Source organism: Bilifractor sp. LCP19S3_H10 (assembly GCF_052119185.1).
Taxonomy (GTDB): domain Bacteria; phylum Bacillota; class Clostridia; order Lachnospirales; family Lachnospiraceae; genus Bilifractor.
Genome location: NZ_JBQKFT010000012.1, coordinates 66,335 through 85,681, shown reverse-complemented (window position 1 = coordinate 85,681; position 19,347 = coordinate 66,335). Strand labels below are relative to the sequence as shown.

The window sequence follows — 19,347 nt, the reverse complement described above, 5'->3', positions numbered from 1 at the left end:
CGAACCAGGCCGACATATATCATGACATTGGAAAAGCCATTTCAGGTCTTGTCCGGATCTCCGGACACCTGAGACGGCTTCTTTTTTATGTATAAGCTTATACATATCACAGTCTGAACAGCTCTTCGAAAACGCAAACAGGCTCGTCACACGCAAAGCGTGTGTAAGAGACTCTCTGCGAATAGTCTTACTCAAGCGGCAATATAGCTCAGGAACTGATACGAATTCTTCTTGAAAAGCGCATCCGCATCATCTGTAGCTACCGCCTTTGCCTTCCCGCTCGTTTTATCATAAATCCAGATATTATACTCGTCATACCCGATCACATAATATACACTGCTGTCTGAAACCTTTGCGAGCACCGGATAACCCTTTGAAAGCTGATAGTACAGCTCCTCACGCGTACATCCCGACAGATTCAGCACAGTATATCCGGACCCGAGCAGATTTCCAAGCGCGTCCGAATCATAGGCAAGCTCCAGGAAGCCCTCCGGAATCGTCGCGGTATCAATCGTATAGGAAGACGGCCAGTCTCCTCTCACCCACACATATCTCTGTGCACTGTCGAGCACCAGTCCCGACACACCATCCGCTGCCGCGATTGCCCGGTTTACGCTGCTGTATATTCCCTGCAGCGTTCCAAACCCATATACAGAATACAGGTTCTGATCCGTCTCCGGCCACTCCAGAATGGTCTCGGACCCGGCTTTTGTATAGAGAATCTCCGCACTCTTCGGTGTGATTTTTTTAGCGGAACCACTTGCAAGAGTAAGCACCGTCTCCTGCCCCGTGCGGCTGTCGGTCGTTGTGCTTAGGCCAACACCAGTATCTTCCTGTTCATTCTTTACGATGCGGTCCGTTCCCGCATCCCGGTAGGTACCGTCGGACAATGCAGACAGCTTGAGCGCAAGTGCGTCATGCTCCTCTGACACCGCAGTGACATACTGATTCTCCTTCTGGTAATCCTTCTTGACCGTTCCATTGATGTCCTCAATGACAAGACGATACATTCCACATGTAATTGTGCCGTCACTTCCGGTAACCACATCCTCATCCTTAACCAGCCCGTACACATAATCATTGTCCACAAAACCGCAGGAAACAATGGCCTCCCCGTCCGGTGCCGGTATCTGCAGTGACTTTCCACTCTCCAGATCGAGCATTGTCGCAGTCTTCGATCCTCCTTCATTGTCACTGTCAAGCCATGCGACCACCTGCTGCGAATCCGACGACGCGAATCCGCTGCTGTCAATAGTATCCTGCACCACCTCGTACGACCCGTCCGTAAGGTTAATCTTGCACAGCTCCGTCCCGAGAAACAGGTACAGTTCATCCTTGCTGCTCACATAGGACAGCCGGGAAATATTTCGTTTCAGCACATCGTAGCTCTGATTGAGAGGAATAAACATCCTCTCCTCTGATATATCCGTGTTCGGCGAATACGTAAATACGGCGGCCCCCATCCGTCCCTCATGCGCTCCGGACGGCATATAGCCGTACAGCACAAAGGTGACGTCCCCGTTTTCTGACACATTTTCAATCGCAAAGTCATGCTGCTCATTTTCCGTGCGGTCATCAAAGGTATAAGCCCCGTTTGCTTTTTCACGGAAGGAAAAAAGACAGCTCAGCACTCCGGTTTCCGTATTGTACGACCAGAGATCTCCGTTTTCCGCAAAAACAGCAATATTTCCGGTCTCACTGGACGCATAGGAAATGCTGCTGTCCTGAACGCCGAGCAAAAGCCCGCTGTCTGTCAAAACCGGAAGGCTACTGTCGAAGATCAGCGCTGCCGTCCTCTTGAAGTTCAGCAGCGAGATATTTGTCGTGCCGTCCGCGTATTTCATGCGGTAGAAATCTTTTACCTTATAGTACTCCGTCTGCCCCTCGCTGTCCTTCGAACTGATGATGTAATCCGCTTCCATGCTGACCGTAGTCGTATTGCACTCGCAGATTACCGGCGCAGCCTCCGTTACCATAGACGGCGCGAGGTCTCCCCAGGTAACGGTATCCGTATCGGATGTAATATCCACATCCGTAAAATCCCCTGAGGTACCGCTGTCGTCTGTTTCCAGATAGCCCGCAAGTGTGTCCTGATTGTTCTTGTCCAGACACATCGTCCCGAAATCACTGACAAATTTCAGATATCCGCTAAAGTCAATACCGCTGCCCTGCACTAGTCTTGTGTAATATCGGGCATCATCACCGCTCTTCAGCTTCAGATCAATGCAGAGCATATATTCCTGGCCTGACCGGAGGTTCGAATTTGCTGTAAAAGAAGCAGTGACCGAGCCATCCTCTCCAGTCTTCTGATCCGTGATTTCTCCGTTCTCCACCAGACTCTCATCCGCGATGGACGAAATCTCATAACTTACTCCCGTTATCTCCGATTCCTTCGGATCTATACGGAACGACAGTTTCTTCGAGGAGGGAAGCGGAGTGACCGAGTCCCTCTCCGAGGTTTCCTGCAGATTTCCGCGCACCCCGAACATCTCGTTCACATCCATCCCGTCAATCTCCATGAAGACGACCGGAAGTGTCGGCCCCGTTGCCTCCTCAGTATTCTCAGGCTCCTGCCTGCGGTTGATCTGCAGCGAAAACACAATCACCCCCGCCACAAAAATCACCAGCAGTATTAAAAAAACACGAATAGCTTTCTTCATAAATCCTGCGATGCTCCCCTGAATTTATTTTTACATATATCGCATACAACGGCAGATCAGATCTCCTCCATTCGGATCTCCCCAAAGCACTTGAAATTCTCCCCCTCCGGCAAAGCCCGGATCTCTGTCCGCGCTTTGCTCCACGGATCGGTAAAGATCAGACGGAACGCACACAGAGCCGGAAAATTTCCATGCCCTCCCCATCGTTTTTTCGTGTGTTTCACCTCCCGGCAGCTCTCAACACCGTATTTCCGGTCTCCCACGATCGGCATCCCCGCGTGAGAAAGCTGCAGCCGGATCTGATGATGCCTGCCCGTGCCAAGATCAATCTCCAGCAGTGCCTTCTTCGTGCCGGACTCATAAACGTCGGCCGGAATCTCTGGTGCCTGCTGTTCTTTCCCGGAATTATCACCGGCACGGTCTGCTCCTGTCTTCCCGAAGATACGCTCCTGCCCGTGACTATCGCCGCTCCGGGATGCCATGCTTCTTCCGCAGTCCAACTCCTGCCCGCAGCTTTCGCCACTCCGGGATGTCATGCTTCTTCCGCAGTCCAACTCCTGCCCGCGATTTGTTCCTGCCTGAATCGCCACGGAAATCTTCAGAATTCTGTACTTCAGAACTGCCCTCTGCGCACCCGGTACTCTCTCTCCGACAATCTCGGACCGGTTGCTTCTGCCGTCGAAGAGCATGAAATCTGAAAGCTGATGCCATTGCCCGTCAAGCGGCCCGGCCTCTCCAGCCATATCGATCCTGCCGGAAGAGCCCCTCCCCTTCGTCAGGTATACAACAGCCAGATACTCCTTGCGGATCTCGTGATTTCTCAGCATCTCCGAGAGCTTCGCAGCAGCCTTCGGATTTTTCGCGAAGAGAACGATCCCTTCCACAGGCTGGTCGAGACGATTGATCACCGCCAGATACGGAGCCCGGGACGGCCGTGTCTTCCCCTGTATGCGTCTCTCCTTGCGCTGTCTGACCGCAAGCTCATTCAGAAGCTCATTCACCAGATCCATCTGCCCCAGTTTCCCCGACTGCGTCGCCATGCCAGCAGGTTTTCTTACCGCTATATAATTTTCCGTTTCTCTGAGAATTCTGATCATCCGGTTTTGCCCCGCCCGCTCCAGTTGTCAGATCCTGAGTCTCATCCGCTTCCGTTAAAAAAATCTGCGCTTTGATTGCTTCATCCATCAGAACCTGCGTATTGTTCCCTTTAATTTCCTTCAGTTACCATAAGTAACTGTCATGGATTGAATTATACACCAAGATACCCCGCCTTATCTACACAAAAACCCCTGCCGGTAATATAAATTTAGAATTCCTCCCACCGGCAGCGCCGGTTCCCACATCATATTTCCGGAATACCCTCTGTACATGCAAGAAAAAACAACAGCGGGGTGGCAAACGTTCTCATTTGCCATCCCGCTGAATCACACATTCGTAAAAAGTATCTGATATACGTCCATCTGACATCTCCCACGAGCGATCCCATGGAAGACGTCAGCCGGTAAAACCAATAACATACGAATGCACCAGATATTAAGCAGAAAAATCAATAGTTCTCTTCATGAACCTCAAAGAAGGACTGTGGATGATTGCATACCGGACAAACCTCCGGAGCCTCTGTTCCCACAACGATATGTCCGCAGTTTCTGCACTCCCAGACCTTGACCTCGCTCTTCTTGAAGACCTCTTTCATCTCTACGTTGTGAAGCAGCTTGCGGTAGCGCTCCTCGTGTGTCTTCTCAATCGCGGCAACCCCGCGGAACTTCTCAGCCAGCTCGTGGAAGCCTTCCTCGTCGGCATCCTTTGCCATACGCACATACATATCGGTCCACTCATAATTCTCGCCAAGAGCACCGGACAGCAGATTCTCTTCTGTGTCGCCGAGCATACCGAGTTCCTTGAACCAGAGCTTTGCATGCTCTTTCTCGTTGTCCGCTGTTTTCAGGAAAAGTGCCGCAATCTGCTCAAATCCCTGCTTCTTCGCAACGGAAGCGAAGAATGTGTATTTGTTGCGCGCCTGTGACTCACCAGAGAAAGCCTCCAGCAGGTTCTTCTCCGTCTTGGTACCGGCATAAGGATTCTTCTTTTCTTCATCCACCGGCTCAAATACATTCTTCTGATGACACTTCGGGCACTCCTCCGGAGCCTGATCTCCCTCGTAGATATACCCACAAACCTTACATTTGAACTTCATAACACGCCTCCTGTCTGATTGCGTCTCAGTCGTCAGGCAGACAGACTCCGCTTTCACCGCTGAAATCCGCTTCTCTTCTGCCGCCGTCTCTTCCGATCCGCTCCTCTTCTGATTGCTCCTGTATGATTCTTTCATGATTAGTGCTGTCTGAGTTTTTGTGATAATTTCATCCTATCCATCACAATATTCAGCACGTAACTCTATTATACCCGATATTGTCATGATAAGTCCAGCCACAATATTGCCAATTCGCAGTGCTGTAATTGTCATGCCACAGTTGTCAGCATTATCTTTTAATTCTGCATCCGGATCTGCTGTCCCTTTATGAGTTCGTACGAGGTGAGACTGCTCCCGTCAAGATCTGTGTGATGCATGTCAACCGCCGTGATCTGACTGTTCTCATACGTCGTGTAATAGTAGATTCCCTTGTCCATGTTGCAGCAGGAGCTGTAGATCGTATACTCGCAGACCGGATTCCCGTCCTTGTCCGTCGCAAGACGGCAGCATCCTTTCTGCTGCTCGACAGATCCGAGGATCTTGAAAAACTGGCTGATACTTGCGGATTCATCCTCCGCCTTCAGGGAATTCATCTTTGTAAATGCGACCTTTACAAATCTTGAGGCCGAGGAAAGATCTCCCGGAATTCCCATTCCGCCCATGCCGCGGCTGTACGCGTTCAGCTCCACGCCCGGGATCAGCTTCTGCTCCGGAAGCCCGGCGGATGCGTTCATATAATCTGCGAGATGTGTCATCTGATAATCAAAGGTCGGATTATTGGTCATCACTCCTACCGGGTTATCGTAGATCTGCGCACCCCGCGCCGTCTGTTCGAATACCACGCACTCCTTCTGATCGGCGACAATCCAGTGAAGCGGTGAAGGCGGAAGCTCCGCCGCGAAAGCGTCATCGGTCAGGTTGATTCTTGAAAGATACTTTCTGGCTTCCTCCACACTTCCGCACTGACCCAGAATCCATGAAATGAATTCAAAGGAAGCGACATTGTCCTTTCCCTCCTCCGGCTTTCTGTAATCCGCGTTTCCGGGAAAGTTCAGACCTGCCATCGACAGTCCCTTTTCATTCATTGCATCATAATATAGCGGATAATCTCCAACCACATATGCCATGCCGATCATTGCCAGGTGGTTTGGTATAGGAGCCAGATGACGGAACACAAGTTCCTTGTTTCTCGGTGTGACCGTTACCGATTCATGATAGGAATACTCCAGATCAAGATTTCTTCCAAAATAATGATCCTTACCTGTATATGTTGCCGCTGTACACATAATCTGTCCTTTCTGCAGTTCTCACTGCAATGCTGAACTCAGTTGATGTCCGTTCTTTCGGTTTCCTATACACTATACTTCATTTTCCAGACACTGTCCTGTGATTTTCTGTTTTTTCACGTAATTTTTTTATATTTTCTCATTTTTGTGCAACGGAACTACCCGGTCTGCCGGTTCTTTCCCCTTCCATCTTCTTCTGCCTTCAGCATCCGGTATCCGATGCCGATGTGCGTCTGAATAAAATGCTGCGAGCCCTCCTTATCCTCCAGCTTTTTTCGCAGATTTGCCATAAATACCCGCAGCGACGCCATTTCGCTCTCCGCGGATTCTCCCCAGATCGCCTTCGTGATATAGGAATAGGTCAGAACCTTTCCCTCGTTGTGAGCGAGCAGAGAAATCAGCTTATATTCAATCGGCGTCAGATGGAGTTCCCTTCCGTCCAGAGTCACCGTCTCCGCCGGAAAATCGATGACCAGTCCCCCGTTTGTGAACACCGGCGTCGGTTCCGCCGCCTGCTTCAGAAACGGCAGACGTCTCAGTGAGACGCGGAGTCTTGCCAGAAGCTCCTCCACTGAAAACGGTTTTGTCAGATAATCGTCCGCTCCCGCGTCGAGTGCCTCGATCTTGTCGGTCTCCTCGCTTCTCGCGCTGATCACAATGATCGGAAGCGCAGACCAAGTCCGCACTTTTCGGATTACCTCTACGCCATCCATGTCCGGCAGTCCCAGATCCAGAAAAATAACATCCGGGCTGCGGGTGGCCGCCTGCATCACCGCAGTCTGTCCGTTCCCGGCTGTCACCGAATCGTATCCATACATTTTCAGAGCCGTCGTAATCAGGTTCTGCACAGAGGGATCATCCTCTACCACAAGAATCGTTGCCTTAGACATCCGTCCGAACCTCCTCCGCCGGTATAGTAAACCGGAAAATACTGCCGTGCGGAACATTCTCCTCATACCAGATCTTCCCGCCGTGTGCCTGCACAATTTCCCTGCAAAGGGCAAGACCGAGGCCGAGACTTCTGCTGCTGTCCGCCACTGTCTTTTTGCCGCTGTAGAACATGTCAAAGATATGCGGCCGGTCTGTCTCAGACACACCAGCCCCGTTATCCTCCACTGAAATCTGAATCATATCCCCCTTCCGCTCCGTGCAGATCCGGATCTCCGAACCCGGCGGCGTATATTTCACGGCGTTATTCACCAGATTGACCAGTACCTGGATAATCAGGTGCGCGTCCATTTTTCCAAGCAGAACCTCCGACGACTGCTCTGTGGAAAACCGATGCTCGGAAAGCTTTCGGCTGCAATGCCTCCGAGCCTCTTCAATCACCTCGCTGACGAATTCCGCAGAGGTATGAATTCTGGTCTGATCATCCTTCAGCCGCGTAATGGACAGCAGATTCTCCACCAGATCCTCCAGCCACATGGAATCCTCATATATATTGGAATAAAGATTTTTCCTCGACGCATCATCCAGCCTGTCCCCATCGGACAGCAGGAGGCTCGCTGTGCCTGAAATCGATGTCAGCGGAGTCCTCAAGTCATGAGAAATCGAGCGCAGAAGATTCGCGCGAAGCTGTTCGTTCTTCGCCATCAGCCGTGCCTGTTCCTTTTCCTGCTCGTTCCGCTTATTCTCCAGGGCAATCGCGGCTTCTCCGAGTATCGCCGTCACCATGCTCTCCTCATAGGTGTCCAGCTCATTGTCCCGGACATCAATTCCCATGACGCCGTACACCGCCTGATTCAGGCGGATTGCCAGGTACACGCAGGACGCTTCCGGAACAGAATCCGTACCTCTCCCGGTTTTTTCGCCATGTTCAAACGCCAGTTCTGCCGCAGCCTTCTCTTGTTCGGCAGCAAAACCTGGTTCCCCGGAATTGTCCGACAGGAACATGGCGGGTTTCCCGTCAACGCTCCCCCTGTCTCTGTACAGAAGCACATTCCTGTGGAGAAGCCTCACCAGCTGCTTCGCTGTGATCTCTTTGATCTCGTCCTGACTCCTGCACTTTTCCACGAGCTGATTCGTCTCGTACAGAACACTGACGCGAAATGCCATGCGCGCGGAATTCCTCGCCTGTGTCCGCAGTCTGGCGGCCATTACACCGGTCAGAAGAGCGATCAGCAGCATCACACCGAAGGAAACCGTATAGCGGTTGTCATAGGCGTGAAGCGTGAATTCCGGAGCCGTAAACAGAAAATTATAGATCACGACACTTAGTCCGGCAGCGCAGACACTGTAGATCCAGTTTGCCGTGCGCACCGAAATCAGAAAAACAAAGAAGATATAGAGCACCACGATATTGGATTCCACACCATTCAGCAGCTTAAACCACCAGCAGATCACCGAGCATAGTCCCAGCATCGCGGCAGAAAATAAGATCTCCCGGATTCTTTCCCGCGTGCTCACCCTGTCGTTTATCGACGATATCGCGGTTTCAACCGGTATTTTTTCTCTCTCCTTTGCTCCGGCATTCCTGACCTGTCCATTCTCCATACAGATTCCGCAGCCCCTTCCAAATCATCATCATTTACTGTCCTTATTCTTATTATGGTAGTATTTCTCTATCAGTTCGTCAAATGAAGATATGAGGTGATCACCCACAATCGCAAGCACCGCAAGGAACGCTATCAACAACAATATCTTCATAACGATCCCTCCTTCCGATCTGTCTCACTTTCCCCGGCATCTCCGCTGTCTTCGGTCTTTATATGAGCCCCATATGCCGTATCGCAGTTATTGCAATTCCGCTGTCCTCTTGTCTTTACGTGAGCCGCATCTGCTGTCCCGCCGTTACGCCTGCTCCCTCAGATCCGGAAGCATTTCTGCATATCCTTGTTCTTCCCGAGCACCAGAAGATTTTCTTCTGCTGTCAGAACCGTCTCGGATGTGATATTCATATCAATCCTCTCATCCGCTTTTATGGCAAGGATATTAATCCGGTAACGTTTCCGGATATTCAGCTCCCCGACCGACTTCCCGACCCAGTTATCGGGAACGGACACCTCGAAGATGGCACAGTCATCATCCATGGCAAAATAATCAAAAACGTGATCCGAGCTGTACCGGATGGCCGCCCATCTCGCAATCTGCTGTTCCGGAAAAACAACCTCGTCTGCCCCGTTCCGCTTCAGGAATTTCGCCTGAACCTCGCTGGCGGCCCTGGCCACCACAAGCTTGCCGCCGAGCTCCTTCACCAGTGATGTCGTCTCCAGGGAATCCTGAAAACAGTCCCCGATCGCCACAAAGCACAGATCATAATTCCGGATTCCCAGCGACTTCAGAAACTCCTCGTCTGTGCTGTCTCCGATCCTGGCATTGGTCACATAGGGCATGATCTCATTGACACGCTTTTCATTGCGGTCGACTGCCATGACCTCGTGATTCATCTCCCGGAGCTTCATCGCGATATTTTTTCCGAAACGGCCGAGTCCGATCAGTAAAATTGACTTCATCTGCATCTCTCCTCCTCCATATTCCCCAAAAGCAGGGCTTTAGCCCACTGTGATCCGTTCCTCCGGAAGTCGCCCGTTGTTCATTCCTTTCTCAGACACCGTCGCAAAGATCAGCGTCAGTCCTCCGACTCTTCCGAAATACATCAGGAAAGTCAGAATTCCCCTCGATACCAGCGACAGTCCCGGTGTGATTCCCATGGTCAGGCCCACCGTTCCGATCGCGGACGCCGTCTCAAACAGGCAGTCCAGAAGAGGCAGTCCTTCGATCCTGCTGATCACCATGCCTCCGAGAGCAAAGAGCATGGTATAGAGCAGAAGGATGGCGCCGGCACTCCGGATTGCGTCCAGTGGTATTCTTCTCCCGAAAATTTCCGCGTCCTTGCGCTGTCGGAACACCGCGGCGGCAGACGCCAGAAGAACCGCTGCCGTCGTCGTCTTCATCCCGCCCGCCGTTGATGCCGGTGATCCGCCAATCAGCATCAGAATGATTAAAACGAAGATCCCTGTCTCACTCATTTTTGTCAGGTCCGCGGTATTAAAGCCGGCAGTCCTGGGTGTCACCGACTGAAAAAACGAAAGCAGTACGCGCTCACCTGCCGGTCCCTCCGTGAATTCGCCGAAATAAAAGTAAATGGCCGGTACCAATATGAGTGTCAGTGTCATCGTCAGAATCACCTTGCTCTGCAGGCGGAACCGCTTCAGGTGAAAACCATTGATTGCCACGTCCATCCACGTCAGAAAACCGATTCCGCCCACGATAATAAGTGTCATAATCGTGATATTAATCAACGGATTTGCGGCGAAATGCGTCAGTGATCCGTATTTTCCGCTCTCCCCCATCAGGTCAAATCCGGCATTGCAGAACGCCGACACCGAATGAAAAAACGCGTACCAGATTCCCTTTCCCGCGCCGAATCTACGGATAAATACCGGCATCATCACCGCCGCTCCGATCCCCTCACAGACGAAGGTGGTCTCCAGGATAAACCTCGTAAACTTCACAATCCCGCTGATCTGCGGAGCGGAGATCGATTCCTGCATGATGTTTCTCTGAATCAGACCAATCTTTTTGCCGGATACAAGCGCCAGTGCGATCGCCACCGTAAATACACCAAGACCGCCTACCTGAATCAGTGTCAGAATCACAGCCTGACCGAAAAAACTCCAGAACGTCGCCGTGTCCTGCACGACCAGTCCCGTCACACACACGGCGGAGACCGCCGTAAACAGCGAATCCGCGAATCCCGCAGATCCTGCGCCACGCGAGGAAAAAGGAAGCATCAAAAGCAGCGTTCCCGCAATGATTACCATCAGAAATCCGAGTATGATCACCTGTACCGGCTTCAGGTGCTCCAGCTTATTCACTAGTTGTCTCATCATATCAGGCATCTCTTTTCCAGGATCAAATGACATCGTATAATCTCTTATCAGATCCACAATCAAATGACATCCTATTGTCTCTTATCAGATCCACAATCAAATGACATTGCATTATCTCTTTATCAGGATTATCAGGATAAGCAAAGACATCACATTAACCTTTTTATATTTATATTATCCGGAAATTATCATAAAGACAGTGTTAATGTTGCCGGTCTGGTATTAAGATTTTATTAAGATAACACGTGCTCAGACGGCTTTGTAAAAACACATGCTCAGACGGCTTAAAAAAAATACTGCGAAGACGTTTTATTTGTTGTATAATAAAGTGTGAAATTTTTATCAATTTTATAAAATATTATTAGGAGTTGGGGTGTTTAAATGGATACGCTAAGTATTTTAAAGGACATAGCTATTATTATTATCGCAGCCAAGTTTCTGGGCCTCATTGCACGAAAACTCAAGGCGCCTCAGGTCGCGGGCGAGATCATCGCCGGTCTTCTCATCGGGCCAAGTGTCTTCAATATCGTTCAGACCAATGATTTCCTAACCGGAATGGCTGAAATCGGCGTCATCCTTCTGATGTTCAACGCCGGCCTCGAGACCGACCTCGATCAGCTGAAGAAATCCGGCATAAAAGCGACCCTCATCGCCTGTGCCGGAGTCGCAGTTCCAATGGCACTCGGAACCCTTCTCTTCATGTGCTTCTACGGTTTTTCCGCACCGGGCACCGAGAACTTCACCCGCGGCCTGTTCATCGGAACGATTCTTGCCGCGACCTCTGTCAGCATTACGGTTCAGGCGCTGCGCGAGCTCGGAAAGCTTTCAACCGAAGTCGGAACCACAATCATGAGCGCAGCGATTATCGATGATGTCATCGGAATCCTCGTCCTCACCGCTGTTATCAGTCTCAAAAATCCGAAGGCAAATATCGGACTCGTTGCGCTGAAGACACTTCTGTTCTTTGTGTTTGCCCTGATCGCCGGATATCTGGTCTATCAGCTCATGAAAAAAATCGACAGCCGGTACCCGCACACCCGCCGGATTCCGATCATCGGACTCGCCCTCGCCTTTGCACTCTCCTATGTTGCCGACAAATACTTCGGCGTGGCCGACATCACCGGCGCATACTGCGCAGGTGTCATTCTCTGTTCTCTGAATGACGCGGAATATATCGGACGAAAGATGGACATCAATTCCTATATGATCTTCGGACCGGTTTTCTTCGCAAGCATAGGTCTTCAGACCAATCTGAGACAGCTGGACACCACCATCCTCCTGTTCTCCGCCGCATTTGTAGTGGTCGGTCTGGTCGGAAAGATCATCGGCTGCGGCGCCATCGCGCGGGTCTGCGGATTCAGCGGCCCGGACAGCCTGAAGATCGGCGTAGGCATGATGACCCGCGGCGAGGTCGCCCTGATCGTCGCGCAGCGAGGTCTCAAGGCAGGAATGATGGACAGCCGCTATTTTACCTCGGTCATCCTTCTGATTATCATCAGTTCGATCATCACTCCGATCGCTCTGAAGGCGCTGTACGCAAAATCCGAAAAGCCAGAGACTCCACAGCCGGAAAAGGCCGCCTGAAAACGCACTCTGGAAACCTCTTGAAAAAGCGGCCGGATAATGTGCTCTGGAAACTTCTTGAAAAATCAGCCGGAAGAAAGCTTCCGGAACCCAAAACAAATGACTCAAAAACAGCCCGTACCGCAGGGGAATACTGTCCCCCTGCGGTACGGGCTGTTTCATAGCTTCACAGATGAAATCCTATTGTTTTTTCTGCCTTACATCGGATGATCCGCCAGATACTGAATGATGTCCATGCTCTCATACAGCGGTTTTCCATCGATGAACAGGCACGGAACCTGATCCATTCCACCGTCGCGGATGAGACGCGCATGGTTGTCCGGATCCTCCAGGATATCCCTGTAGACCACATCAGTTCTTCCGTTTTCGCGGATCCATCCCATCACTCTCTGACAGTACGGGCAGGTATCCTTCTTGTAAAGTTCAAGTACCATCCTTTCTCTCCCTTCTGTTGTTTCTGTTGTCCTCTTTTTCCTACATCTCCAGTCTTACACATTCTTGTCCATTTTTCCAGTGGCCAATCACAGAATCGCCGCTGCTGCCTTCCTGATCCAAACTTTCACCGGGCATTTCCCCTGCGCATAATCACAGAATCGCCGCTGCCGTCTTCCTGATCCAAACTCTCACTGACCATTTTTTCTTCGCGCAATCATGGAGACCATCTCATGCTCGTCTCCCTCTACCGAAATAATATTCAGCGGAGAGAGCCTGGAATAGATACCGGCGAGGTGTCCCGCATACAGATACATCCCCGTCATGTTCGCGAAGCTGTGTACCCGCGGGCTCTTCTGCCCTTTCGCCTGCTCCTGCCAGGGATTGTCCGTGTAATCTGTATCCGTGTAGTCCGCATTCAGAGTCCGGTACGGGCTCACATACTCCTGAATCACATACCCTTTTCCTGCGCGGTCCCTCAGCAAGTTCTGCCACTGTTCATCCGTGAAATTGCCGCTGTAATAAATACCGTGCGCGCCGTAGGAATCCTCCGGCTTCAGAATCCATCTGCGGCGTCTTCCGCCCTCATCTGACCACGTCGTATGCAGGAATTTTTCCACATGCAGAAGCTCTGGTACGAGATCTGCCGTATACGGAATATGCTCTTCGACATATCGGTTCTCCTCCTCCGTCAGGAACGCTTTTGTGCGGTCGAGATGGAGAACCTTGAACAGGATCTTGTCGTGAACGACCTGTGTGCAGAAATCACCGATCAGGCAGACTCTCCGGTCCCTCACCGCATCCAGAAACGGCCGGATCTCCTCCCGATGCTCCAGGATATCGCTCGTCACCGCCCGCCGGTAAATTGCGTCCACGCGAAATCCCTCCGGCGTATACAGGTGCTCGCCGTCATAGGTAAGGCTGCGAATCTCCGCCACACATGAGCGGCTGCCTCTCTTGCGGAACGCCTCCGCAAATCGCTCCAGCTCCGCCGAAGCAATGCTTTTTTCAAGAAAATCCACAATGGCCACCTGCGGATGCTCCGGATAACGGCCCGTCTCCTTCACCAGATCGAGGAACACACGCGCCCATGAATCAAAAAGCTCAAACTCCTGTTGTTCATATTCCTCCGAGAAGCACCGGTACATCAGGGTTTTGCGGTAGGCCTCTGTCATAATCCGGTTTTCGTTCATCGCGCTGCTGCCATCCGCGTTGAACTCGCAGAACTTAAAGTCCCCCGTCTTCTCGTCAAAAAACATATCCAGCCTGCACACCGGAAGCAGAACGGAATACTCCGGCCTCCTGCAGATCATTTCCTCCAGCTCCTTCGGAAAGCCGAAAAGCTTCCGGTAATCCGGATCATCGAGGTATTCCCAGATCACCTTCACCAGGATCTTCCAGGCCATCTCGCCTGCCTCACGGATCTTCAGAAAACCCTCCTCTGTGAATAACTTGGGAAAATACAGCATCTTGACCGGTACGCCCCGGTACCTTGCCTCTGACTGCTGAATTTCTTCATTTTCTTCCTGCCCGGACTTATCATGTCCTTTGATGTCTTGATAATAGAAATGCTCCGCCAACTCCTGAAGCGTCAAAGCATGCTCTTCGTTAATTTCTGATTCTGCCGTCACAGTTTTTCATCCTCTTCCCATGCGCATGATATAAATTGAGAATAATACAAACATTCCTGAAAAGCAAACACTGCTTTCCTGCAGCCCTCCGTATACCCGCAATTTCACAGCTCCGGCCGCGATATACGAACAAAGCATGCATCCTGAAATCCTGCACATGTCAGTACATCACTGCGGGATTTTCTTTCTATATAAATAAAAAAGGCGTCTCCCTCACGGAAAACGTCTGCTGAATCCTGCAACACCTATCCTACACCTTACAGCCCTGATTTCATTCCCAGTCAGCCAGTCCCCTGCTCTGCTTTTCCATGGCCTCATCCAGACTGATCTTCCTGACCGGGAGACTTAAATACTCCTTAAGCTCCTTCAGCCCGTCGCCGTTCATATTGTTGATGCAGAAAATTTTCTCACAGCAGCAATTCTGAAGCCACTGTTTCACCATCGGCACATTGGCGTACGGAGAGTCTATTTTTGTGATGATGCCGATGAGCGGCCGGTTCAGAAATGCATTGCAGTTCGGTGTAAAAAGCGAGAACGGTTCATCCGCGGCCACTACAATCGCGACGACATCCGCCTCGAACGAGAAGCAGGCCAGTCCGACCCCGACTTCCTTCGATTCCGCGTATTCGCCCGGCGTATCGATTACAGAATCGCCGGCATATGTGTACTGCGTCTTCTTATATACAATTTCCTCCCCCTTCAGAACCTGGGAGAGCGTTGTCTTCCCGGCCTCACTGCGGCCCATCAGAAACAGTTTTCTCATTGCTTCAGCTTTCCTCTATATCACACACGTGAAAATGCAGATCATCCTTGAAAAAAGAACGGACGTTCTCGAGTGCCGTCCGTACTTCCTCCCTGCTGCCCAGTATAATCACGGTACCGTTAAACCGGTCCATAAAACCGATTTCCACATGTGCCGATTTCAGGGAGATATCCGCTGCCGGAACCGTGCATTCCCAGGGTGTAAACTTCATGATACCGATGGTCTCTCCCGTGTGATCTTCACCGGCATGCACACCGATGTGCAGCCCAAGATTCTTGTAGACCTCCTGCACGGATGTCCCGATCACATGTGCCATCGTCATATCTCTGCCCGGAGTCCGTACGCGCACAATCCTCAGCTGTTTGTTTTTATCTCTTCTTTTCTGGCTGCTGATCCACTTCAGGAGTTCTTCAGCCGTCATCCTGTCAGCCATAGACACTCCTATCGTTTCGTGACCGGGCAGACGACATAGTGCAGCTCATCACGAAAATAATCAACAACAGCCGTGATCGCGGCTGTCACACCCGCAATATCCCCCGACACGATCAGTGTCCCCGTAAAACGGTCTGCAAAGCCCAGATAGACATCGCCGCTCTTGACAGCAATATCAGACGCAATAACCGCAGATTCCGGCGGCGTCATATTCATGATGCCGATCGCCGATGAGCTGTAGTTAATGGCAGGGTTCATGCCAAGCTTCTGATATATGATCGGGGAAGGGCTGCCCATAATGTGCGCAAGGGTAATTTCCTTGCCAGCCACTGTCTCCTGTACGATTCGAATCTGTTCATCACGGTTGTCCATCTGTTTCCTCCAACATTATCGAGATAAATCACGCCCCGGTCTTGCCGTCAGCCTTCATCTTTTCGAGAGTGATTCAGACTGCGCGTAAGCGCAGCCTGATCACAGTCATCCATTATGTTATATACCTGCTGCACTGCTTTACGCAAGATCCGCCCAGTTTGCAGGATACACGAAATATGCGTAGCGGCATGTCTCCGGTGTCTGGAAATGGATATGGCTTCCCTTCGGAATATAGATGATATCTCCCGGATCTCCGGACACAATTCTTCCGTCAATCTCAATCTCCAGCCTGCCCTCAAGAACCACGTCGTACTCATCATAAGTCAGCGTCCACTCAAAGCTGGTGTGATCCAGTTCCATCACACCTGCTCCCATTCTCGGAGCTTCCTCCAGCGTCACGACATCCTTGAGAGCAACACCGTCCTGCTTAAACGGTTCGCATTTCACTGTCGAGGTCTTTATTCCGATGATACCGCTCGGATCGATTTTTTTCTCAAACCCGCAGTTACTATTCTTAGATGGAGCAGCAGACTGCTCCATAACTTTTGTGATAATTTCACGGATCATTTCTTCCGTAATACTCATGGTATACATTCCTTTCTTCAATCAGGGCCTGTCAAATCATCTACTTCTCCATCGTCGCATTAACCTTCTGCAGCAGTTTCGGTGACAGAATATTCGCAACGATCAGAGCGGTAATACCTGCTACAAGCTTTCCGATGATGACCGGAGTAACCATGGTCTGGTCAACGCCTGCCGTGAATCCCAGGTGATCGCCGAACACGAAAGCAGCGGATACGGCAAACGCGACATTCAGAAGTTTTCCTTTCGGATCCATTTCACCGAAAATGTTGAACATGGCGATATTGTTCGCAAGATTCGCAACCATACCTGCGGAAGCCGTCTCATTGATTCCGAGAAGGTGACCAAGCTTCTTCAGTCCGCCTCCGAAAGTCCTGGTGATCCACTCAACCATTGGGAACGCACCGATCAGTACAATACCGATCTGTCCGCAGGTCAGAAGTCCTGAATCGAGCGGTGTCAGCCCTGTTGAAGCATCCGGTGTTGCCATCTGATCAAACAGCGGGAACATGATACCAGTGATCTGCTCAAATACAGCAATTGCAGTCAGGGCAGTGATCACGACGGTAACGCCGATCCCGAAGCGGTTGAATCCGCGGATCATACGGCCGGGACGGAACCACAGACCGATAACGATCAGTGCCGCGATGATGATAACCGGTATCAGGTTCTGCACGATACGCCCAAGACTCAGCTTATAGCTCGTCATCGCTGTCATACACAGGCCGCCGACGATACAGCCGATCGGAATCGTAATCATACCTGCGAGCACACCTGCCCCGAGGTAACCTCTGTCCTTCTTATCAATGATACCAAGTGCGACCGGAATTGTAAATACAATCGTCGGTCCCATCATCGTTCCCAGTATCAATCCCGCGAATTTTCCGATTGCTTCATCTCCAGCCAGCTGCATCGCCAGCGGATAGCCTCCCATATCGCACGCGAGCAGTGTGGTTGCAAACATCGAAGAATCCGCACCGAAGAAATTGTATATTGGCTTGATGACCGGCCCCAGCACCTCCGCAAGCACCGGAGCTGCCGCTACAACGCCGGCCATGGAAAGCGCGAGAGGTCCGATGGCGTTAAAGCCTTCTTCGAATTTCTCCCCATATCCCTTTTTATTGCCGCAGATCTTGTCTATCGCGCCGACAACCATGAATATCATCATGATCATCATGATTACTTTATTAATGGAGAGGGTCGTCGCCCACTCCCTCAGGCTTGATGTAAATGTGCTCATATTTTGCCCCTAAGTATAAACATTTTCTATAGTTGCTGCTAAAATAACCGCGACCGATGAGAATCCTTTGATTCAGGAATACCGGACTCCGGACTCCTGTTTTTCTATCCTCTGATTACTCCTGATAAACGATTTCCAGGTCGTCCACGATTCCGACTACAGTTGCATCAACGGGCGCGCTCATGTCATTGACCGCACTTCTTGCCGAGCTGCCATTGACGATGAGCACCGTCTCTCCGACGCCTGCGCCGATGAGATCAGCCGCGACAGTTGGAACGCTGTGCGATTTCTCATTACTGACGTCCAACGGCTGGACAACCAGAAGCTTCAGACCGGAGAGTCTCTCATCCTTTCTTGTGGCCCAGATATTCCCGATGACCTTTGCAACCTTCATCTTTTATCCCCCTTTTAATCGCAGCAGAAGCGGATACCCTTACGCTCAGCGGTTTCTCTCGCGAGATCTGTGATGATACAGTCTTTTCTGACCCGGATACATGTCGCGCCGGATTTCACCGACTCGATCACATCCCTTTCTGTCACAGCCTTACGGCTGATGATGCATTCCTTACCGCAGGCTTCGCAGCCATCAACGGATAAGGGATTTTCCCCTGATGAGGAGTTTCCCTCGGTCGGCATCTTATCCGCCGATTTGTCCATGGCAATACGGTCGGGTTTCTCCGCCGATTTGCCGAAAACAGTACAAACCGGTTTCTCCACCGATCTGTCTATGACAGCGCCGACCAGTTTCTCAGCCGGAACGACAGTCAGCCCGCAGCTTTTCAGAAACTCCAGATCCCCGCTCATCCTCTCCCACATGGGTGATGGCATATTCTTTCTGTATTGCAGATATTCAATTTCATCCTCTGATACCAGCAATCTTTTGCCGGACATAAGCGCCTGCAGAGCTGCCTTCAGATACGGAGTATCTGCCATTCCCACACAAAGTTTTGAAAGATTCGCGCACGTCAGATTGTACAGAACGACGGTATCTATCCGTTCCATATCGATGCTGTTGTCACTGCTGTCATCGGAAAGAACCGCGCACTGTACATTGTACCTACCCGTAATCTCACTGTTCTCCAGGAAGGACTTACCGTCCTTTCCTTCCTCTTCGGTCAAAATCAACAGAATTCTGCGTCCGCTTTTCGAAGCGGCAGACGATTCGCACATTCCGGTTCCACTGCAGGAATTGCCCTGTGACGCGTCATTCGAACCGTTCATACACGCTCTGATCTCACTGTCAGAAACAGTGATCCCCATCTGCTCCAGTTTTTCTTTCACTCTGGCAGCGATGCGGTCTGTCAATTCTCCTGTTTCCATATTTCCTCCTTTCTGTCAGTCT

General features: G+C 51.0%; 20 protein-coding genes. 1 reads left to right on the top strand and 19 read right to left on the bottom strand.

Annotated features, from left to right (window positions below):
• Positions 1-191: 191 nt before the first annotated feature.
• The 10 genes from ACTQZS_RS10405 to ACTQZS_RS10360 all read right to left on the bottom strand — a co-directional run bounded on the left by ACTQZS_RS10405 (position 192) and on the right by ACTQZS_RS10360 (position 10,966).
• Positions 192-2,660: a hypothetical protein gene (locus tag ACTQZS_RS10405; protein WP_441475741.1), complete on the bottom strand. Its 2,469-nt coding sequence runs from the start codon at positions 2,658-2,660 to the stop codon at positions 192-194.
• A 56-nt stretch (positions 2,661-2,716) separates the two neighbouring features.
• Positions 2,717-3,700, bottom strand: coding sequence for a pseudouridine synthase (locus tag ACTQZS_RS10400; RefSeq protein WP_441475740.1), 984 nt, complete (start codon positions 3,698-3,700; stop codon positions 2,717-2,719).
• The gene (locus ACTQZS_RS10395) at positions 3,654-3,845 is read right to left on the bottom strand and encodes a hypothetical protein (RefSeq protein ID WP_441475739.1); all 192 of its coding nucleotides are present in this window, start codon (positions 3,843-3,845) and stop codon (positions 3,654-3,656) included. Before ACTQZS_RS10395 ends, ACTQZS_RS10400 begins: the two co-directional genes overlap by 47 nt.
• Before the next feature lie 361 nt (positions 3,846-4,206).
• Positions 4,207-4,854, bottom strand: coding sequence for a rubrerythrin (rbr, locus tag ACTQZS_RS10390; RefSeq protein WP_441099470.1), 648 nt, complete (start codon positions 4,852-4,854; stop codon positions 4,207-4,209).
• A gap of 293 nt (positions 4,855-5,147) precedes the next feature.
• Positions 5,148-6,137, bottom strand: a complete 990-nt coding sequence (gene bsh / locus ACTQZS_RS10385) for a choloylglycine hydrolase (RefSeq protein ID WP_441099469.1) — start codon at positions 6,135-6,137, stop codon at positions 5,148-5,150.
• A 158-nt stretch (positions 6,138-6,295) separates the two neighbouring features.
• Positions 6,296-7,027, bottom strand: a complete 732-nt coding sequence (locus tag ACTQZS_RS10380; protein WP_441475738.1) for a response regulator — start codon at positions 7,025-7,027, stop codon at positions 6,296-6,298.
• Entirely contained in the window at positions 7,020-8,630 is a 1,611-nt protein-coding gene (locus ACTQZS_RS10375) for a sensor histidine kinase (RefSeq protein WP_441475737.1), read from the bottom strand. Before ACTQZS_RS10375 ends, ACTQZS_RS10380 begins: the two co-directional genes overlap by 8 nt.
• A 30-nt stretch (positions 8,631-8,660) precedes the next feature.
• Positions 8,661-8,783 carry a hypothetical protein gene (locus ACTQZS_RS10370; protein WP_441475736.1) on the bottom strand — a complete coding sequence of 41 codons (123 nt, stop codon included), beginning with the start codon at positions 8,781-8,783 and terminating at the stop codon, positions 8,661-8,663.
• A gap of 158 nt (positions 8,784-8,941) precedes the next feature.
• Positions 8,942-9,589, bottom strand: a complete 648-nt coding sequence (locus ACTQZS_RS10365; RefSeq protein WP_441099465.1) for a potassium channel family protein — start codon at positions 9,587-9,589, stop codon at positions 8,942-8,944.
• Between the two features lie 39 nt (positions 9,590-9,628).
• Positions 9,629-10,966: a TrkH family potassium uptake protein gene (locus tag ACTQZS_RS10360; protein ID WP_441475753.1), complete on the bottom strand. Its 1,338-nt coding sequence runs from the start codon at positions 10,964-10,966 to the stop codon at positions 9,629-9,631.
• Positions 10,967-11,350: 384 nt separating this feature from the next.
• Between ACTQZS_RS10360 and ACTQZS_RS10355 the strand changes: the two genes are divergently transcribed.
• Positions 11,351-12,553 carry a cation:proton antiporter gene (locus ACTQZS_RS10355; RefSeq protein WP_441475735.1) on the top strand — a complete coding sequence of 401 codons (1,203 nt, stop codon included), beginning with the start codon at positions 11,351-11,353 and terminating at the stop codon, positions 12,551-12,553.
• A gap of 197 nt (positions 12,554-12,750) precedes the next feature.
• On the opposite strand, the gene ACTQZS_RS10350 is transcribed toward ACTQZS_RS10355, so the two are convergent.
• The 9 genes from ACTQZS_RS10350 to ACTQZS_RS10310 form a co-directional block, all read right to left on the bottom strand.
• On the bottom strand, positions 12,751-12,987 hold the full coding sequence (locus ACTQZS_RS10350) for a glutaredoxin family protein (RefSeq protein WP_441475734.1): 237 nt from the start codon (positions 12,985-12,987) through the stop codon (positions 12,751-12,753).
• 189 nt (positions 12,988-13,176) lie between these two features.
• A complete protein-coding gene (locus ACTQZS_RS10345; RefSeq protein ID WP_441475733.1) occupies positions 13,177-14,616 on the bottom strand; it encodes a hypothetical protein in 1,440 nt (479 codons plus the stop codon).
• Between the two features lie 271 nt (positions 14,617-14,887).
• Positions 14,888-15,379, bottom strand: a complete 492-nt coding sequence (locus tag ACTQZS_RS10340; protein WP_441475732.1) for a EutP/PduV family microcompartment system protein — start codon at positions 15,377-15,379, stop codon at positions 14,888-14,890.
• 4 nt (positions 15,380-15,383) lie between these two features.
• Positions 15,384-15,812, bottom strand: a complete 429-nt coding sequence (locus ACTQZS_RS10335) for a BMC domain-containing protein (RefSeq protein WP_441099460.1) — start codon at positions 15,810-15,812, stop codon at positions 15,384-15,386.
• 8 nt (positions 15,813-15,820) lie between these two features.
• Positions 15,821-16,183 carry a BMC domain-containing protein gene (locus ACTQZS_RS10330; RefSeq protein ID WP_441099459.1) on the bottom strand — a complete coding sequence of 121 codons (363 nt, stop codon included), beginning with the start codon at positions 16,181-16,183 and terminating at the stop codon, positions 15,821-15,823.
• A gap of 138 nt (positions 16,184-16,321) precedes the next feature.
• On the bottom strand, positions 16,322-16,789 hold the full coding sequence (locus tag ACTQZS_RS10325) for a cupin domain-containing protein (RefSeq protein WP_441475731.1): 468 nt from the start codon (positions 16,787-16,789) through the stop codon (positions 16,322-16,324).
• A gap of 19 nt (positions 16,790-16,808) precedes the next feature.
• Positions 16,809-18,005: an ethanolamine utilization protein EutH gene (locus tag ACTQZS_RS10320; RefSeq protein WP_441099457.1), complete on the bottom strand. Its 1,197-nt coding sequence runs from the start codon at positions 18,003-18,005 to the stop codon at positions 16,809-16,811.
• Positions 18,006-18,120: 115 nt separating this feature from the next.
• Complete coding sequence (locus tag ACTQZS_RS10315; RefSeq protein WP_441099456.1) at positions 18,121-18,399, bottom strand: EutN/CcmL family microcompartment protein; 279 nt, start codon at positions 18,397-18,399, stop codon at positions 18,121-18,123.
• A 14-nt stretch (positions 18,400-18,413) separates the two neighbouring features.
• Positions 18,414-19,325, bottom strand: coding sequence for a hypothetical protein (locus ACTQZS_RS10310; protein WP_441475730.1), 912 nt, complete (start codon positions 19,323-19,325; stop codon positions 18,414-18,416).
• Positions 19,326-19,347: the final 22 nt, after the last annotated feature.

Coding starts and splice junctions, on each gene's coding strand:
- ACTQZS_RS10360 (WP_441475753.1), bottom strand. CDS start 10,966: ATGAGACAACTAGTGAATAAGCTGGAGCACCTGAAGCCGGTACAGGTG.
- ACTQZS_RS10350 (WP_441475734.1), bottom strand. CDS start 12,987: ATGGTACTTGAACTTTACAAGAAGGATACCTGCCCGTACTGTCAGAGA.
- ACTQZS_RS10370 (WP_441475736.1), bottom strand. CDS start 8,783: ATGAAGATATTGTTGTTGATAGCGTTCCTTGCGGTGCTTGCGATTGTG.
- ACTQZS_RS10405 (WP_441475741.1), bottom strand. CDS start 2,660: ATGAAGAAAGCTATTCGTGTTTTTTTAATACTGCTGGTGATTTTTGTG.
- ACTQZS_RS10375 (WP_441475737.1), bottom strand. CDS start 8,630: ATGGAGAATGGACAGGTCAGGAATGCCGGAGCAAAGGAGAGAGAAAAA.
- ACTQZS_RS10380 (WP_441475738.1), bottom strand. CDS start 7,027: ATGTCTAAGGCAACGATTCTTGTGGTAGAGGATGATCCCTCTGTGCAG.
- ACTQZS_RS10315 (WP_441099456.1), bottom strand. CDS start 18,399: ATGAAGGTTGCAAAGGTCATCGGGAATATCTGGGCCACAAGAAAGGAT.
- ACTQZS_RS10340 (WP_441475732.1), bottom strand. CDS start 15,379: ATGAGAAAACTGTTTCTGATGGGCCGCAGTGAGGCCGGGAAGACAACG.
- ACTQZS_RS10310 (WP_441475730.1), bottom strand. CDS start 19,325: ATGGAAACAGGAGAATTGACAGACCGCATCGCTGCCAGAGTGAAAGAA.
- ACTQZS_RS10395 (WP_441475739.1), bottom strand. CDS start 3,845: ATGGATGAAGCAATCAAAGCGCAGATTTTTTTAACGGAAGCGGATGAG.
- ACTQZS_RS10365 (WP_441099465.1), bottom strand. CDS start 9,589: ATGAAGTCAATTTTACTGATCGGACTCGGCCGTTTCGGAAAAAATATC.
- ACTQZS_RS10400 (WP_441475740.1), bottom strand. CDS start 3,700: ATGGCGACGCAGTCGGGGAAACTGGGGCAGATGGATCTGGTGAATGAG.
- ACTQZS_RS10335 (WP_441099460.1), bottom strand. CDS start 15,812: ATGGCTGACAGGATGACGGCTGAAGAACTCCTGAAGTGGATCAGCAGC.
- bsh (WP_441099469.1), bottom strand. CDS start 6,137: ATGTGTACAGCGGCAACATATACAGGTAAGGATCATTATTTTGGAAGA.
- ACTQZS_RS10355 (WP_441475735.1), top strand. CDS start 11,351: ATGGATACGCTAAGTATTTTAAAGGACATAGCTATTATTATTATCGCA.
- ACTQZS_RS10320 (WP_441099457.1), bottom strand. CDS start 18,005: ATGAGCACATTTACATCAAGCCTGAGGGAGTGGGCGACGACCCTCTCC.
- rbr (WP_441099470.1), bottom strand. CDS start 4,854: ATGAAGTTCAAATGTAAGGTTTGTGGGTATATCTACGAGGGAGATCAG.
- ACTQZS_RS10330 (WP_441099459.1), bottom strand. CDS start 16,183: ATGGACAACCGTGATGAACAGATTCGAATCGTACAGGAGACAGTGGCT.